The following is a 17,029-nucleotide window of genomic DNA, read 5'->3' as shown; positions in this document are numbered from 1 at the left end:
AACGATATGAACCAATTTCTGGTTTGAAGACACACCCTAGTACAAAAACAGCAGATCAAGGAGACTATTCCCGATCTGCTGCTTTTTGCCGATTATTTCTCACAAAGAATGATGCTTTATAACGAGTACAAAGTATGATTACCAAGCGTAGGCTTCTGGCGCAGGTTTTCCCGGACCGGGGAAAATCTCATTCAGCTTGGCAAGCACATCTTCGCTCAATTTGACCTCAGGTACCCGTAGAGCATCCTCTAACTGTTCTAAGGTCCGTGGTCCGATAATTGGAGCCGTTACGGCCGGATGGGACAGTACCCAAGCCAGTGCAATCACGTCTTCCTTTTCACCCAGCTCGCGGGACAATGCTGCAAATTGCTCCAGCTTCGCACGATTCTGCTCCACCTTTTCTTTGGCGCGTGCGCTGCGAGAACCAGTACCTGCTAACGCATTCCGTCCCAGCAGTCCGCCCGCCAGCGGGCTCCATGGAATCACACCCAGACCCAGCTCCTGAGCTGCCGGTAACACTTCAAGCTCAGCGGAACGTTCGTTCAGGTTATACAAATGCTGCTCGGATACAAGCCCCAGAAAGCGTCGTGCCTTCGCTTCGGCCTGCGCCACCGCAATATGCCAGCCTGCAAAATTACTGGAACCGATATAATCAACCTGTCCCCGATCCACCACGGACTCGAATACGCCCCACAGTTCATCCCATGACACATTACGGTCAATGTGATGCATTTGATATAGCTCTACATGGTCGGTTTGAAGACGTTTCAGCGACGCGTCCAAATGACGGCGAATTTTGTAAGCAGACAAGCCTGATCCTGCATTGGGTCCGTCATGTTCATTTTTCATATCTCCGTATACCTTCGTTGCCAACACGACTTTCTCGCGTCTTCCGCTGCCCTGCTGGAACCAACGTCCGATAATTTCCTCTGTCCAACCTTTACGATCATGGCCATATACATTAGCTGTATCAAAAAAGTTAATGCCTGCATCCAGTGCGGCATCCATAATTTTAAACGCATCCTTTTCTTCGGTTTCCGGTCCGAAATTCATCGTGCCCAGACATAACCGACTAACCTTCAAGCCTGACTTTCCTAAGTATGAATACTCCATACTATCTCCCGCCTTTGCCTAAGGATTTTAAAATTCCGCAAAATGACATGCCAAAAAAGACCATACTCCGTTTATTCACCAAATCAAACTCCTTTGAAACACCTCAAAATCAATTTAAAGGGATAGCGCATGCAAAAAAGCCCCACGCACCGCCGAAGCAGCAAGCGCGAGGCCATCTCCCCTTATACTACCCGCCAAATATTAAAAGAAGTGACTTTACGGTGGTTACCAGCGGAGCGGAGAATTTGAATCTGGAGAAGCGAAGCGTTCGCCTTTGCCACGGGATTCTTACCTTTTCATGTCTATCTAATCCAAAGAATCCCGTGGCAACAGCGATCGTAAGATCAAATCCTTCGCGGAGCGGCTCACTTCAACCACCGTAACTCACTTTTTTTACAATCAAGGAATCAATTTCGTTTCTTTTGCTCGCTCGGCCATTTTTTTCGTATGCTTGCTGAGCGGCTTCTTAAACACCAATCCAAACAGGAAGCAAACACCGATAAATACAAACAGCATCACCACATCCCGTGTCACCGTTGAAGGCAACATCCCTCCTACTGTCTCTCGTAACAGACTAACCGCATAGGTGAATGGTACAAACGGATTCAGCGCCTGAAAGAACGGTGTACTCGTCGCAATCGGGAATGTCCCTCCTGAACTGGAGAATTGAAGCACCAGTAGGATGACTGCCAGTCCCTTGCCGATATTGCCGAACACAGAAACTAGTGTATAGGTCATCGCCGTAAACACCAGACTGATCAGCATAGAGGACAGTACAAAAGCTACTTTGGCATCCACATACGCCCCGAGCAGGAACAAGTCACCGAGAGATACGCTCAGCGCCTGAAAAATACCAATCGTGGAGAATGTCATAAGCCGTCCGAAATACACTTGGTAGCTTTTAAATTGTCCTTCCGGGTCATCCACATCTACCCTGAACATCGAGACCAGTAGCATCGCACCCACCCAAATCGACAATGTAGTGTAAAAAGGTGACATCGCCGAACCATAGTTGGGGATTGGGTATATCCGTTCCTGCTTCAACGATACTGGACTGCCGAGAAAATCACTTTCCTTTTTCACATCTCCCTTGAGCAATGCAATAGCGCGTCCGAGTGCATTTTCGCCCTTAAGCTTGCGAATTGTGTCTGCAGCCTGGCGTATGGAATCCTCGGCAGCTGGAAGATCGGTCCTTACAAAATTGGCTACTTGGTGTACCGCTTTTTCAGCTTCAGGAAATTTATTTTCAATTAAATCAGCCATTTTGACAAACTGTTGTTCCGCTTTGGGCAAATCATTACGCACAAAATCTGCTGCCTGATGAATTTTATTTTTAACCGCCGGCAAATCGTTATTTACGAAGTCTGCCGCTTTGTTCACAGCATTCGTAAACTCGCCCATACGTCCCTGAATCGTCGTCGCCGCTTCATGCAGTTTTTGACGGTATTGTGGCAGATCCTGCTGGAGACGTGTTAGCTCTTGCTGACCGAATTCTGCTGCAGCCTGTGCGTCATTTAATAGCTTTTCAATATTCGGTAGCTGCTCTTGAGCTGTAGTCAGCACATTGGCAGAATTGCGGGCAACGGATTTGATCTGATCCAGCGCCTTTTGAATGGCGGGTGCATACTCCGTATCATAATTGCCCAAAATGCTGTCAATTCCGCTACTGATTTCTCCTGCCAGGCGATCAGTGTCATCCAGCAGATTTTGCGCAGGCTTTTCGCCGCGCTGAATGGCATCCCCGATACTAGTTACTGTGCTATTCAGACGACGGAAACGATCCTCCACCCCGCTCACACGGGAAATAAGTGAATCCAGAGGTTGACTTGGCAAATATCCGTTCACACGGTTCAGCAATTGAGAAATATGATCCAGCACTCCCACGGCAGTTGTCAGCCTACCGCTGACACGTTTCACCGCAGCTTGTGCTGCTTTAGGATCAAAATCCACACCACGAATGATATCTGTAATCTGAGAAACTTCATTCGCGATTTGTTGTACCAGCTGTAAATCTTCTTTAACTACTGTACCAATCGAATCAAGCGCGCCCTCGTTTTTGTCCAGAAATTCAAGTAAACCGGTTGTAAAGTCCTTGCCTGTGTCCGCTATTTTCTGTACTTCTGGCAGTGCTTTCTGAGCAGCATTAATGACCTTAAGGGCCGTTTGCGTGTCCTCTAAAGCGGTAGCCAGTGCACTTTCTACCTTGCTGAAATTTTGATCCAGTTCAACAATTCGATCACCGGCCTTTTGAATATCAGGTAGTCTTTTTTGGATATCCAAAATAACAGTGGCTACCTTGTCCAGCTCAGGCATGTTTTTGTCAATTTTGAGCACCAGGTCACCGGCACGGTTAATTTCAGGAATTTTCTCCTTCAATGCAATGATCTTTTGTCCCTGTGCCTTTATTTTCGGCAAATTTTGCTCCAGTTCCAATGCCTGTTTGCCCAACCTTTCGATATCCGGCAATCGATTATTCAGCTCCAACACCCGGTTCTCAATGTTACGAATCGTCGGGAGCTCCTCCTCCAACTTGACTCCGGCTTCCTTCAACTTTGTCAATACGGCCTGGCTGGCAGTTTCAATAAAGTTTTGGCTAATCTGGTTCGTCAGAGAGGTTGCCCCCGAAGATGTAATTTTCGGAGCTACTGCATTAATTTTTTCATTTACGGCGTAATCAATTTCCGGCTTTTGCGGATTTTCCGTCAGCACACTCGTAATTTTCTCTGAAAAATCTTTCGGGATCAGCAGGCTGGCATAATAATCACCATTCAACACACCTTTTCGTGCTTCCGCTTCATTGACAAAAGTCCAACCCAGCTTCTTGTTATTTTGAAGGTTATGCAAAACCTCATCGCCGATATTAATCTTTTTACCATTCACTTCTGCACCTTGATCTTGGCTGGTTACTGCAATTTTAATCCCAGATGTATTCGCATACGGATCCCACATCGCTTTCAAATTCACCCATGCATAGACGGAAGGCAAAAGAATGATGCCAATGACTAATAAAGTCCCGGTCGATACTTTGAATACATTTCTCCAGTCTGTTAAGTAGATTTGCCATATCTTCCGCAACTTCATCACTCCTCGTATGTACATTAACCTGTCGTCCATTGTTGTATGCACACGTATTGTAAACGATTCGAGCGAATGAAGCTAATCCTGTTACAAAATATGTAAAAAGCCTATGACACTTATAGAGATCATGCGCTTTTCAATAAAATCAATCTGCTTAATTTCGAACTCCATTCGCGGGCATAGCCAAAGTACCGTTTACCGTCCAAGCGTCAAAAGAGGTGTCTGCACTTGTAAACTCTATCGTTTGTTTCCCCGCTAATATGTTCAGCACATCTGTTAAATGCTTAGTGGCGGTTGGGTCCAAGTTAACAGAAGTTTGTGCGTTTTGAGCTATGGCAACGGCGGGCTGCTGAGCCCATGCAACTGGAACTGGAGCCGTTCCCAAAAGCATGGATATTGCCGCAACTGTTGCAGTGACAGAGCTCCATTTATTCATGGGTCGATTCCTCCTGACATCTCAATTGAGATTTTTGTCCTAACTCAAAGAAGCCCCTCAAGCCTAATTTTTAGGCTCAAGGAGCTTCTCATTCACTACATTATCCATTCTTCAGCAGTCTGGCCGCCGAAAATGCTGCACCATGACGCAACTTCCGCTTTTCCAACCGTTTGTGCAGCGAACGATTATACAGAACCTGAATGACAAAATACGAGATAATGCCCAGCACCACACCGAAAATCGACATGCCGATCAGGATGTGCAAGCCCCCGTGCAGCAAGTCTCTGAATACAGACCAGTTGCCGTGAAACAGCTCCATAAAAGAATGCTCGTGGAGTCGTCCGCCCCTGACATGTACCGGATAATGAGATGGATAAATCCAAGCTCCCACTTGCTTGGCGAATGGCATCAGTACAATTGGCAAAAAGGTCAGCTTACCTACAACGTTACCCACAATGGCCGCAGGCAGCGAGCCGCCAGAGAGACGAACAATCGGATAAAAAACAAGGTATACCAGAGAAGCCGTGGAAATCACGATCATCTCCAACGCAAAGCCAATGGCGAAGCCCAAAGAAATCTTTTTAACTCCACCAGGGGCGCGTAACAGCTTGATGAAATTCAGCCGAATCGCACGCCATATATTTTGAAACATATTATATTTCTTCTTCGATTTATGAGGTTTGAGCCTTTTCGGATTGAGCTTTATCAATAGGAGGACTCCTTCAACAGTACTATTCAAGTTCAGGAATGAGTCAATACAGCTCCCATCCTTACTTATGTCTATACTGTCATTATAACCCTCAGCGTTCGAAAAGCAATGTTATTCCGCCTGTTTCGCCGTTTTAGGACAGAATTCACTTGTTGACATCGTTTTGGAGAGGTACAATGTCCCAAATCTCAGCCGCGTACTGCTGAATTGTACAATCACTAGAAAATTTCCCGGAATGGGCCATATTCACAATAGCACGCCGAGTCCACTCCGAGGGATTCCGATACACTTGTTCGATATAAACCTGTGTATCCACATAGGATGCGAAGTCCTTGAGCACAAAGTATTCATCATTATGATCAATCAGGGATTGATAAATGGCCTCAAATTCCCGTTCATGCCGAGTAAAAGGAGCATCGTTCACGAGTTGATCCAACACTTCACGCAGTCTTTCGTCACTGTTGGCTGTTTTGCGCGCCGAATACTGGCCGTCTCGGTAATATGCCTCAATCTGATCCACCTTTAATCCAAAAATGAACATGTTGGCATCGCCTACCATTTCATGCATTTCAACATTGGCTCCGTCCAATGTACCTATTGTGAGCGCACCGTTCATCATAAATTTCATGTTCCCTGTGCCTGAGGCTTCCTTGCCTGCCGTGGAAATCTGCTCACTGACATCCGCTGCAGGAATAATCAGCTCCGCTAGCGAGACCGAATAATTTTCAAGGAAAACGACTTTCAGCTTGTCCTTGACATCTACATCCCGATTGATCGTGTCCGCCACGTTGTTAATAAGCTTGATCGTCTGTTTGGCGAGAAAATAACCGGGGGCGGCTTTGGCTCCAAAAATAAACGTGCGTGGCGTCACATCCAGGCCCGGATTACTTTTAAGCTGACTGTATAAATGCATCACATGCAAAATGTTGAGCAGCTGTCGCTTATAACCATGCAACCGTTTGACCTGTACATCAAAAATGGAGGACGTATCCAGCCGCACGCCCTGTTTTGCAAAAACATGCTCAGCGAGCCTGACTTTATTATTTCGCTTAATCGTCTGTATCCGTTCTTTGAACGACTCGTCCCCACTGTAACAAAGCAGGTCGATGAGCTCCCTTGTTTGACGGGTCCTCCAACGTGTGCCGATGGTCTCATCGTACAAGCTTGCCAGCTCCGGGTTGGCATGTATTAGCCAGCGGCGATGGGCAATCCCGTTTGTTTTATTATTAAAACGGTCAGGGTACAGCTCGTGAAACGACTTCATCTCTCGTTCCTTTAATATTTGCGTATGCAGCGCAGCTACCCCATTAACGCTGTAGCTGCCGACGATTGCCAAGTGAGCCATACGGATTTGTTCACCGTGAATAATCGCCATTTCACCAATTTTGATGTCCTGACCCGGGTAACGCTCCAGTAGCATAGCGCAATAACGTTTGTTAATTTCTTCAATGATCAAGAAAATACGAGGAAGTAGCTCCCGTACCATATTGACAGGCCATTGTTCCAGCGCCTCACTTAATATCGTATGATTTGTATATGAAACGGTTCGCGTCGTAATATCCCATGCATCGTCCCAGCCCAAGCCCTTCACGTCTATCAGAATACGCATCAGTTCCGGTATAACCAGCGTCGGATGTGTATCGTTAATGTGCAGTGCTATTTTATCGGGCAACTGGCTATAAGGTAAACGAAGCTTCTCGAACGTACGCAAAATACTTTGCAATCCGGCCGAGCACAGGAAATACTGCTGCTTCAAGCGAAGCAGCTTTCCCTCATAATTGGAGTCATCCGGATATAGAAATGCCGAGATGGATTCCACCGATCGATTGTAGTCGAGAAAGCGGTAATAACCGCCCTCGCCTCGAATCGGTCCTCGAACGGGATCAAGCGCTGATTCCGCACTCCAAATCCGCAGCGTATTCACCTGCGCATGACCATAGCCCACCAGCGGAATATCGTAAGGGACAGCCCAGACTGTTTCGGCATCCTGTGTCTCGAATACAAGACGTCCCTCCTGTTCACGGGTTTCCACTCTTCCCCAAAAATGAACCTCGACCTTTTTGTCAGGACGGCGTTCCTCCCAGACATTCCCTTTCTGTAGCCAGTAATCCGGCAGTTCAACCTGATTACCATCCACAATACGCTGTTCAAACAGACCATATTTATATCGGATGCCGCAGCCATGTCCTGCATAGCCAAGGGATGCCAGCGAGTCCATGAAGCAAGCCGCCAGACGGCCGAGACCACCATTACCTAGCCCCGCGTCCGCCTCCTGTTCTTCAATTTCCTCCAGATCCCAGCCCAGTTCACCCAATGCCTGCCGAACCATATCCAGTACGCCCAAATTCAGCAGATTACTGCCCAGTAGACGACCTATCAAAAATTCCAGTGAGAAATAATAAATCTGCTTCTCTTGTCCTTCTTTGTAGGCTTGGTTCGTTTCTGCCCAATTCTTGCCGACTTGTTCACGAATCATGCCACCCAAAACCTTATATACGTCTTCCGACTGAGCCTCCTGCATCGGTTTGCCCAGCCTTCCGACCAGTTGCTCTCGAAAAGCCTGCTTAAAAGCTTCTTTATTGCTGAACAAAGTTGTACCTCCTGTTATTTCCGTTTTAATGGCTAAGTATATCCTTTAAATTACGCTATTCTTGGCAATGACATAGGGAACTCTAATGTCTCCAATCAGAGTTCGATCTGGTGAAAGCTGTACATCTTTATCTAAAACCACATTCTCCACAACTGCCCCTTTACGGATGACACATTTTTGCATAATAATCGAGTTGCTTACCCGCGCGCCCTCCTCCACCCGCACTCCACGGAAAAGAATACTGTTCTCGACCTTGCCCCCAATGGTGCAGCCATTAGCAACAAGCGAATGATCCACCTCGGCGCTGTGCGTATAACGAGTCGGGGCTTCATACTTGATTTTGGTATGCACCGGCTGATTCTGAAACAGTGCTTGATACTGCTGCTGATCCAGTAGCTTCATGCTATTTTTATAGTAGCTCTCGATAGAATTAATGACTGCATGATAACCTTCATAACGATACGCATAAATGCGCAGCCCACTTGGGTTTTTCTGGATGGCATCGCGAAAGAAATGATTATCCTGATGGGCTATGCAATGCTTCACCTGATCCAGATACAAGCCTTTGTCCATCACGAACATTTCCAGATAAATATTATGATGATCCTGCTCCTGATGAATACCAGTCACCCGTCCGTTCTCATCAATCTCCAGTCGTGCACAAGGAGCATGCTCAGATTCGAGCTGGTCTATGGGTTTATATACGAGGGTAACATCTGCATTTTTCTCCCGATGATAACGGTATACATCCTCGATATCAACCTTATTGACATGCTGAGTTCCTGCGTGAACAAGGGTTTGCCCCGATGAGCGATGAAAAAAATCCAGATTGTTGTGCACATGCTGCAAATCTCCACGTGATGCATCCGTCGGATCATTCCAGTCCGGTGGCAAAATAAACAACCCCCCCCGTCTGCGGTCTAAATCCCAAGGCCGACCTTCACCCAGATGATCCAGCAGCGAACGGTATTTGCGGCGGATAAACAGTGCAATATCATGCACCCCTGCATGCATCATGTTGGATAAGGTAAAATCAATGAGCCGATATCGACTGGCAAAGGGAACTGCGGCCCCGCACCGGAAATAGGTCAACTCCTTCAACTGATCCAGTTCGTGATCCAGGTTGATAACTCCAATGAGTCGGCTCATAGCAGACACCGTCCTTATCCGGGTTAAATTCGTGCATGAAGCTGGCTTTCCTGATCGAACAAAATAATCTCATCAGAACTATCTTCAGGTCCGATAAACGCGTTGTCTTCAATAACGATGTTCTCATTCACGATAGCCCGGTGGATACGTACATTGCGCCCAATTTTTACGTTCGGCATGATGACAGAATCGGTAATAACGCTTCCTTCACCTACTTCGACCCCATAAAATAGTACAGAATGCCTTACTTCTCCATCTACCATGCAGCCTTCATTTACAATACTGTTTTTGAGAATCGCCCGTTGGGTTATATACTGGGCCGGTTGATTGGGACTGCGGGTATAGATGCGCCAGGAAGGATCGTTCAGATCCAAAGGCGGATCCTGAACCAGAAGATCCATGTTGGACTCCCATAAGCTCTGAATGGTACCTACATCCTTCCAATACCCGGCAAACGGATACGCATACAACGACCGACCATGCTGAAGCAGCAACGGAATGATATCCTTGCCAAAATCATGTGAGGATTCAGAATCGCTTGCGCTTTCCAGTAAATAGCGACGCAACACCTCCCATTTGAACAAATAAATGCCCATGGAGGCCAATGTACTTTTCGGCTGTTCAGGCTTCTCCTCAAAGTCATATATTTTCAGATCATCATCGGCGTTCAGTACCCCAAATCGTTGGGCTTCCTGAATCGTGACATTGATGACAGAAATGGTGCAGTCTGCTTCCTTCTCCTTGTGATAGTGGAGCATTCGACTGTAGTCCATTTTATAAATGTGATCCCCTGACAGAATGAGTACATGCTCCGGGTCATACTGATCCAAGAAATGCAGGTTTCGATAAATTGCATCCGCCGTGCCCCTGTACCAGTTGTTTCCATTTTCTTTCTCGTGCGGAGGTAAAACGAACACTCCTCCATCCAGGCGATCCAAATCCCAGTCGCTGCCTACGCCGATATAGGAATGAAGCACCAACGGCTCGTATTGGGTCAACACGCCTACGGTGTCTATACCAGAATGAGTGCAATTACTGAGAGGGAAATCAATAATGCGGTAAGTCCCTCCAAAAAAAACTGCCGGTTTAGCTAGTGTACGGGTAAGTCCTTTGAGTCTTTTGCCTTGTCCGCCGGCGAGCAGCATGGCAACCACTTCCTTCTTTCTCATAACAAAGACCTCCCTGTCATGTGCGTCTGAAGCAATTGTGGCGGGATATTTGATAATATCCATTAAACATGAAAAGACAGTCGTAATCGTTTCATTGGCGAAGGAACGGGTAAGATGTGATGGAGAAGGGTAAAATCATAGTTATGCGGAACGAGTGCAAGGAATCACTAAATCGTAAAATCCCGTTCATCTTTTCACATTTTGGATACTTTTAAAGTATTCGTGTATGACAACATGATCATAAGGAGGCGTTATTCATGAAGAATAAAAAATGGGTGGTAGCAGCATTGGGAATGGGTGTTACGTATCTGATGAAAAATAAAGGGGCACGCGATAAGGTATTGAATAAAGTACAGACCATTGTCAATCGTGCGAAAACATCTGCAAAATCGTAGAATGTTAAAGGTAGAAAAAGCGAGCCTCTCTGAATCATGGTTCAGGGAGGCTTTGCTCTGACTTTTTTCTGCGTCTACGAACAAAATATGGTTCGAGGCTGTATCCGTAGACGGTCAGGCATTCTCCTTATGTTCTTCTACTTCCATGATATGTTCAACGGTAAAGGTTCGATGCGTCCATTCGGAAGAACGGTAAGCCTCTAGGAGACCAAAGGTATGAATTTTCTCCTTGTCCACCTTCTTAAAGGTATGAGTAATCCCTACCTTTCCCCTGAAAGGAAAAAAGGAAAGACCTACAGTCTGATCCGATAGCCACTCGGCCCAAACTCGCCCGCTTTCATGTCGAACAGCCGGGAAGCTTAAACCTTCAGCAAACCATTCATAATCTGCTGTAGGCGTACCCGGCTCTCGGCTGCACAAAAACAGACTCAATTCGTCGCAAAACAACATTCTCCGTACATCCGTCCGCACTTGATGGTCGAAGGTTACGCCACATGCCAGCTCCTGTTTGAGCCTCTGCCGACGCTGTTCCTCCGCCTCCTGATAAGCATGCGTAATCTGCTTGTCCTGAGCGTTTTGATGCTCGGTCCGTCCGACTAGCTCCTTGTACATCAAGCTACACAGTAACGCCGCATACATACTTCCTTGTTCGACTTCATCAATCCCAAGACGATAGAAAACAAAACGTGGACTGAGCGGAAAATCAATAAATGTATAAGGTGCAGACACATGATCATTCCAGAAAGGAGCAGCGTCTAACTGTATCCAACCCCGATCATGCTCCCTTGCTGCATATACAAAATCCTGCTTATGACGTCTATTCTTGAAGGCACTCTCTTCCCATTGCGAAGCCAACTCACCCGAAATATGGGCATGGTCATGCTGCGTCGTCATGATATAAGCTTGGTCCGTTTCATAAATAACCATATGCTCTCCCCTTCCGTTCGGCGATTCGTGTGATAGTGTACAAACTCTCTGATCGAAGGCCATGGTTATGCTTACGTTTATTATATCAGGATAAGGGTAAAAAGGCAGGCAAGTTTTCCGCCTCTTTATATCTAATTACCCTTTTGATTTTGCACTCGAAACTGCTGTGGGGTCATCCCCTCCAGCTCACGAAACACTTTGTTAAAATGCTTTGCATTGTCAAAACCCACGTTAGCCGCAATTTCATAAATCTTGCCCCCTTGACACTCCAGCAGCTTTTTGGCTTCTGCAATGCGCAGCCTTTTTACATATTGAACAAAGCTAAGGCCTGTATAGGCTTTGAAAGCCTGACTAAAATACGTATAATTCAAGGATACTGAATTGGATACTACTGCCATATTTAAATCATCGCTGTAATGAGCATGGATGTATTGGATAGCACGTGTCATGCTACCGTTTCTATCGGGGATGACACTCGCGCCAACCAGTCTATCTTTCTCTACGCTGACAACACTATCGTCTATGAGGTGGTTCCTCTCCTTCAATTCCTCATTCAAAACTGCCAGCGCACCAAACAACTCCTCCCTTACAATCGGCTTGAGCAAATACTCCCGTGCCCCGCAGCGAATCGCTTCGCGCGCATACTGGAACTCGTCATATCCACTGAGAATGATCACCAAAGGTCTGCGTTCCGGCTCCAGCTCGCGAATATGCTGCATCAGCATAATGCCATCCATAACAGGCATACGGATATCCGTTATCACCAACTCGGGCAAAAACTGCTTCACATGCTGCCAGGCTTCCCTTCCGTCCTTGACCAGTACACATTCATAGAGACCGGAAAATTCCCGTTCGATCATAGCTTGAAGTCCCATTCGAATATTTTTCTCGTCATCCGCAATCAACAGCTTGGTCGTCATGGTCCGTCCCCCTCATCATGTAACGTCTAGGCAAAATTAGGGTCACTGTCGTCGATTGTCCGGGGATGCTGTCCAGTCTTATGCCATACTCTTCGCCATACTGCATACTTAAACGGCGATGCACATTATACAAACCGATTCCCCCATTCATCCCGGGCTCGTGGGAATCCATATCCGTTCGCGCTAGACCAGCCATGATGGCGTTTCTTCTTTCTTCAGATATCCCCACTCCGTTATCCTGTATACGCAATTCTATGATATCCTGCTTAGAGCAGGCTTCAATCGTGATGCTGAATGGGCTTTGCAATGTACTCCAACCGTGCTTGATAGCATTTTCGACTACAGGCTGCAGCGACATTTTCAGCATCTCCAGTTCCATAAACGCCGACGATAGATGAATTTCCAATCCAATTTGGTTATCGTGGCGAATGTTCATGATGGCCACGTAATGCTGGATATGTCGGATTTCATCCCGCAACGCAACACATGACCCGGACCATTGGAGATTGTAACGCATCATCGACCCAAGGGAGGTAAGGGCATCCGACAGCGGATACTGCCGTTCTATCTCCGCCATCATTTTTAAATTTTCCAATGTATTATAGAGAAAATGGGAATCAATCTGATGCTTGAGCGCTAGCAGTTCAGCCTCCTGAGCAGCGGCCTGCTTGTGTACTGCCTCGGCAATGAGTCCGTTAATCCGACTTAGCAGACTGCGAAAATATAGAGCCAGCTCAGCCACTTCTCCCCGCCCATATACTGGAATTCTAAGCTGAAAGTCACCCTCCTGCTCTACTTTCTTCATGGATTCACGCAGTGTATGTAGCTGCTTGAGAATGAAGGCATGCAGGGTATAAGAAATGACGGACATAAACACAATCAGCATACTAATAATGAGCAGCATGGCATTGCGTTTCTGACGGAGATCACCCAGCGGACCGTCCAGCGCTACCACATTTAGCAAATAGGCGTCCAACCCTTCTATATAGCGATACATACCGAGATAAGGCTTATTCTCATAGGAAAAATCAAAAGCACCACCCGGTCCCTGAACCTGGGACTGAAACAGATGGTGCACATGGGACAGAGGGATGGAAATTGAATCTGATAGAGAGGAAGCTGTAGCTATATCGCTAGAAGACATTGGTTTGTCAGCGTTCCTTGCGCTGGAATCGCCGTCCAGAATGAACATTTGCCATGCACGATCACGTTGTGGGATTCCAAATACTCTAGGTGAAAATAGCTCCAGCCTCATGTTTGTTTCTACCAACCCTGCGTGTCTTCCTCCGGTAGACTGAATTTCACGCAGCAGTGCCATATACTGCACTGTCTCACTTTCCTGCCGGGATTGCCCCAGAAGTAAGCTTTTCGGCCCCTTGTACATTTCCCACCATATTTTCCCTTGTCGGAGTTGGGACGTTTTCAGCCAGGAAGCCTTAGGCAATCGTGATTCTTTGAAAATCATCGGCCATATTTCATGCGTCTGGGGATTATTGGTATACAGTCGAATGTTCTCTACATTGGGATTACTGTACAGCAAGTGCTGCAAATTTGGAAACACATTCAAGTTGAATTGGACTAGCTCATCGCTGCTTATTTCACGTTCCTCGGTCAGATAACGAAGTACGTTGCGATCTGAAATCGCAAGCTGTGCGGTTCGCTCCATAATTTCCATATTGCTATGAATATGGGCCAGCTCTGTATCCAACACATACTGATTTTGTACGGTGATGTCGTGCATGGTATTCTCGTACAGTTGGTGAAAGGTATATAGCGAGAATAATACCACCGGGATTAAAATGACTCCGATATACGCAACAATGAGCTTAACTTGAAGGGAGCAACCGCCAAGCCGATCGGCTGTACCCTTCATCCACTGCCATATAGTGCGGCGCAGCAGGCTCTTCATCTGTGAACGTGCACGGCCTGGCATGAAATCACATCCTTAGAGGTTCAATAGATTAAAGCATTGAATTAAATCATTTGGTGAACTGTTCAATTTTCTTAAGGTTTTCCTCATAGGCTTTTTGCTGATAGACCATAACTTTGTCATATCCTGCTTTTCTGCGGTCTTCCAAAAAGCGAGCAAACAGCTGGTCGAATTCCTCATCTGAGGAAGCCAGTAGCAGCTTCGGCAATGTCTTGCCCCAAATTTTATCTATCTGGCCTGACGCAATGCCCTCTGCCGAAGTTCCAGTCGGTTTAATATTGTCATATTGGGAGAAGCCTTTCGTCTTTCCTTTCGTCCAATCCTCTGGCTGCTTATACGGCTCGACGCTGGGCGGCGCCCACTGCAAATTCATATTCGTATCCATCAGCATCCAGAAGGTGAAGGAGGCGCCATATTTTTTATCAAAAGCAGAACGATCCTTGTTCAGCAGCTCCTGTACCTCCGGCTTGAAGGCTGGCTTACCGTTAACCATGTCCCATAGCTTGCCCTGCTCCCCCAGATACAGGTCACGATTTCCTTCCTCGCTAATCAGATAAGTCAGAAATTCAATAGCTCGCTCCTTGTCTTTGACATCCTTCGAAATAAGCGTCACCGTCCAGCCGGAAATACCCGGCCCGGCCAGCGTCGGCGGGTCCAGCTTACTGTTCGAAGGTCCATCCACCGCGATATAGACGGAGTTCGGGTCCTTCGCATATAACAGTACCTGTTGAGTGGCAAAGTCAGAACGCTGATATAGCATGGCAAAATATCGGCCCTGTGCCACCTTTTCCTCCATTTGCGGACGTTTGTCGATAAATACGTCCTTGGCGATCAGGCCCTGCTCATTTGCTTGACGGAATGTTTTGAGCCAGCGAATATACTCTTCGTCCGAACGACGATCGTATAGCTTGCCGTCCTTTTCATGAGGAATGGCTAGGAAATTGAGTAAATAGTCTTCAAAAGAATAATTTCCGTTATCTGTAAATTCGTGAAATCCTATCGGGATAAGAGGCTGACCGTTCACCTCCGGAAATTTCTCTTTCACTTTTTGAAGCGCTTTCAAAAATTCTTCTGGTGTCCTCATATCTGGTTTGCCGATCGCCTCGTACATATCCTTCCGAACCATAAACGTCTGGTTGGACACAAAATTTTGGCCGTATTTTTGATAATCCTGTGGCGAAGAAGAAGCGTTAGGATACCCGTATACATTCCCGTCCGTTTGGCGATACCAGGACATTTTCGCCGGATCAGCTATTTTAATCAGATACGGATCGTATTTCTCGGCCAGCTTGTTGAGCGGAAGCACCATCTTACCCTCGATCATTTTTTTGACCGCGTCCTCTCCCCAACCCAGCGTGACAAAATCAGGTAGCTTGCCGGAGGCCAACATGGTATTGAGCTTTTCATTTTCATTCCCTGCGGGTACGATAAAATTGACGCTGACCCCAGTCTTTTGCGTAACATACTTTGAGGTCATATCCGTCCCCCACTTGTTCGGGAACCAGGAAAAGTTCAAATACCAGTCAAACGTTATCGGCTCCTTATCCGCCTTCCATCCTGGTACATCTGCCGTAGCCTTGGTCTTCTCGTCCTTCAATTCCGTGACAGTACCGCCTCCACCGGACGTACATGCCGCGAGCAAACCCACCAGCAGAACAGAAGCCAACAGCCCCTTCTGCCATTTGCGAATGTTCATCATAAATCTCCCCCTTGGATGATGTGCTATCCCTTAATCGAGCCGATCATCAGACCCTTGACGAAATATTTTTGCAGAAAAGGATATACCAGTACAATGGGCAGTGTCGTCACAACCATCGTCGCCAGCTTGATCGATTGCGAAGTGACGGACTGGGCAACGACCCCCGGTGCAGCAGCCATCATCTGATTAGAGCTGGATTGGGCAACAACCCGGTACAAATACGTTTGAATCGGCTGAAGATCCGTATTATTAATATAGATCATTCCAGTAAAATAATCGTTCCACTGGTATACCCCATGAAACAACGCAATCGTCGCTACTACCGGCATAGATACAGGAAGCACGATCCGGCAAAAGATACCGAAATCGTTCGCACCGTCTATTTTCGCCGCCTCTTCCAATGCATCCGGCAGTTCTCGGAAAAAAGCCATAAAAATAATAAGGTCAAAAAAGCTGAACATCGCAGGAATGATGTACACCCAAAAGTTGTCCAGCAGTCCGAGATCACGAATCAGCAAATACGTTGGAATCAATCCTCCACCAAAAAACAGGGTAATGGTGCCAATCAGCATATACAGCTTGCGACCGATCAGCTCCTTACGGGAATATGCATATGCAATCATAGCGGTAAAAAACACATGAACAATCGTGCCGATTAATGTCTTGGCAATAGTCACTCCCATCGCAGTCATAATACCGTTGTTGGCAAACACAGCCTGATAGCTGCCCAGACTGAAGACCCTCGGCCACCAGTAAATGCCGCCCCTCATCGCGTCTGCTCCTTCGTTAAAGGAGTTCACCAGCACATACCACACGGGATACAACGTCACAAAACAAATGATCAGCATGAAGACGTTGTTCACGAAATCGAATATCGCTTCGCCTGCTGTTCTGCGTTGCAATAGCTGCATGCA

General features: G+C 46.7%; 13 protein-coding genes. 1 reads left to right on the top strand and 12 read right to left on the bottom strand.

The window, feature by feature from the left end; all coding sequences use genetic code 11:
- Nucleotides 1-138: 138 nt before the first annotated feature.
- The 7 genes from NLX74_RS19615 to NLX74_RS19585 form a co-directional block, all read right to left on the bottom strand.
- Nucleotides 139-1,113: an aldo/keto reductase gene (locus NLX74_RS19615; protein ID WP_254329718.1), complete on the bottom strand. Its 975-nt coding sequence runs from the start codon at nucleotides 1,111-1,113 to the stop codon at nucleotides 139-141.
- Nucleotides 1,114-1,512: 399 nt separating this feature from the next.
- Nucleotides 1,513-4,188 carry a YhgE/Pip domain-containing protein gene (locus NLX74_RS19610; protein ID WP_254329717.1) on the bottom strand — a complete coding sequence of 892 codons (2,676 nt, stop codon included), beginning with the start codon at nucleotides 4,186-4,188 and terminating at the stop codon, nucleotides 1,513-1,515.
- A 157-nt stretch (nucleotides 4,189-4,345) separates the two neighbouring features.
- The gene (locus NLX74_RS19605; protein ID WP_254329716.1) at nucleotides 4,346-4,627 is read right to left on the bottom strand and encodes a hypothetical protein; all 282 of its coding nucleotides are present in this window, start codon (nucleotides 4,625-4,627) and stop codon (nucleotides 4,346-4,348) included.
- Nucleotides 4,628-4,727: 100 nt separating this feature from the next.
- Entirely contained in the window at nucleotides 4,728-5,279 is a 552-nt protein-coding gene (locus NLX74_RS19600; protein ID WP_028542387.1) for a DUF2062 domain-containing protein, read from the bottom strand.
- A gap of 202 nt (nucleotides 5,280-5,481) precedes the next feature.
- Nucleotides 5,482-7,926 carry a glycogen/starch/alpha-glucan phosphorylase gene (locus tag NLX74_RS19595; RefSeq protein ID WP_254329715.1) on the bottom strand — a complete coding sequence of 815 codons (2,445 nt, stop codon included), beginning with the start codon at nucleotides 7,924-7,926 and terminating at the stop codon, nucleotides 5,482-5,484.
- A gap of 45 nt (nucleotides 7,927-7,971) precedes the next feature.
- Nucleotides 7,972-9,075, bottom strand: a complete 1,104-nt coding sequence (gene glgD, locus NLX74_RS19590; protein ID WP_254329714.1) for a glucose-1-phosphate adenylyltransferase subunit GlgD — start codon at nucleotides 9,073-9,075, stop codon at nucleotides 7,972-7,974.
- 23 nt (nucleotides 9,076-9,098) lie between these two features.
- Nucleotides 9,099-10,244: a glucose-1-phosphate adenylyltransferase gene (locus NLX74_RS19585; RefSeq protein ID WP_254329713.1), complete on the bottom strand. Its 1,146-nt coding sequence runs from the start codon at nucleotides 10,242-10,244 to the stop codon at nucleotides 9,099-9,101.
- Between the two features lie 257 nt (nucleotides 10,245-10,501).
- On the opposite strand from NLX74_RS19585, the gene NLX74_RS19580 reads away from it, so the two are divergent.
- On the top strand, nucleotides 10,502-10,639 hold the full coding sequence (locus NLX74_RS19580; protein ID WP_023988334.1) for a hypothetical protein: 138 nt from the start codon (nucleotides 10,502-10,504) through the stop codon (nucleotides 10,637-10,639).
- Nucleotides 10,640-10,753: 114 nt separating this feature from the next.
- Here NLX74_RS19580 and NLX74_RS19575 read toward each other — a convergent pair whose 3' ends face one another.
- The 5 genes from NLX74_RS19575 to NLX74_RS19555 form a co-directional block, all read right to left on the bottom strand.
- On the bottom strand, nucleotides 10,754-11,566 hold the full coding sequence (locus tag NLX74_RS19575; RefSeq protein WP_254329712.1) for a DUF3891 family protein: 813 nt from the start codon (nucleotides 11,564-11,566) through the stop codon (nucleotides 10,754-10,756).
- A 131-nt stretch (nucleotides 11,567-11,697) separates the two neighbouring features.
- Nucleotides 11,698-12,486: a response regulator transcription factor gene (locus NLX74_RS19570; RefSeq protein WP_254329711.1), complete on the bottom strand. Its 789-nt coding sequence runs from the start codon at nucleotides 12,484-12,486 to the stop codon at nucleotides 11,698-11,700.
- Nucleotides 12,458-14,419 (bottom strand): sensor histidine kinase, encoded by a 1,962-nt coding sequence (locus NLX74_RS19565; protein ID WP_254329710.1) that lies wholly within the window; start codon nucleotides 14,417-14,419, stop codon nucleotides 12,458-12,460. Before NLX74_RS19565 ends, NLX74_RS19570 begins: the two co-directional genes overlap by 29 nt.
- A gap of 46 nt (nucleotides 14,420-14,465) precedes the next feature.
- Nucleotides 14,466-16,112, bottom strand: a complete 1,647-nt coding sequence (locus NLX74_RS19560) for a type 2 periplasmic-binding domain-containing protein (protein ID WP_254329709.1) — start codon at nucleotides 16,110-16,112, stop codon at nucleotides 14,466-14,468.
- A 26-nt stretch (nucleotides 16,113-16,138) separates the two neighbouring features.
- Nucleotides 16,139-17,026 (bottom strand): carbohydrate ABC transporter permease, encoded by an 888-nt coding sequence (locus NLX74_RS19555; protein ID WP_254329708.1) that lies wholly within the window; start codon nucleotides 17,024-17,026, stop codon nucleotides 16,139-16,141.
- Nucleotides 17,027-17,029: the final 3 nt, after the last annotated feature.

It is taken from the genome of Paenibacillus sp. MZ03-122A (assembly GCF_024213325.1).
Classification (GTDB): Bacteria; Bacillota; Bacilli; order Paenibacillales; family Paenibacillaceae; genus Paenibacillus; species Paenibacillus polymyxa_B.
This window is presented reverse-complemented; position numbering and strand designations above follow the sequence as displayed.

Bases quoted from the DNA above. Each gene is read 5' to 3' on its own strand.
- NLX74_RS19605 (WP_254329716.1), bottom strand. From the start codon at position 4,627: ATGAATAAATGGAGCTCTGTCACTGCAACAGTTGCGGCAATATCCATG.
- NLX74_RS19565 (WP_254329710.1), bottom strand. From the start codon at position 14,419: ATGCCAGGCCGTGCACGTTCACAGATGAAGAGCCTGCTGCGCCGCACT.
- NLX74_RS19600 (WP_028542387.1), bottom strand. From the start codon at position 5,279: ATGTTTCAAAATATATGGCGTGCGATTCGGCTGAATTTCATCAAGCTG.
- NLX74_RS19615 (WP_254329718.1), bottom strand. From the start codon at position 1,113: ATGGAGTATTCATACTTAGGAAAGTCAGGCTTGAAGGTTAGTCGGTTA.
- NLX74_RS19575 (WP_254329712.1), bottom strand. From the start codon at position 11,566: ATGGTTATTTATGAAACGGACCAAGCTTATATCATGACGACGCAGCAT.
- glgD (WP_254329714.1), bottom strand. From the start codon at position 9,075: ATGAGCCGACTCATTGGAGTTATCAACCTGGATCACGAACTGGATCAG.
- NLX74_RS19555 (WP_254329708.1), bottom strand. From the start codon at position 17,026: ATGCAGCTATTGCAACGCAGAACAGCAGGCGAAGCGATATTCGATTTC.
- NLX74_RS19580 (WP_023988334.1), top strand. From the start codon at position 10,502: ATGAAGAATAAAAAATGGGTGGTAGCAGCATTGGGAATGGGTGTTACG.
- NLX74_RS19560 (WP_254329709.1), bottom strand. From the start codon at position 16,112: ATGAACATTCGCAAATGGCAGAAGGGGCTGTTGGCTTCTGTTCTGCTG.
- NLX74_RS19585 (WP_254329713.1), bottom strand. From the start codon at position 10,244: ATGAGAAAGAAGGAAGTGGTTGCCATGCTGCTCGCCGGCGGACAAGGC.
- NLX74_RS19570 (WP_254329711.1), bottom strand. From the start codon at position 12,486: ATGACGACCAAGCTGTTGATTGCGGATGACGAGAAAAATATTCGAATG.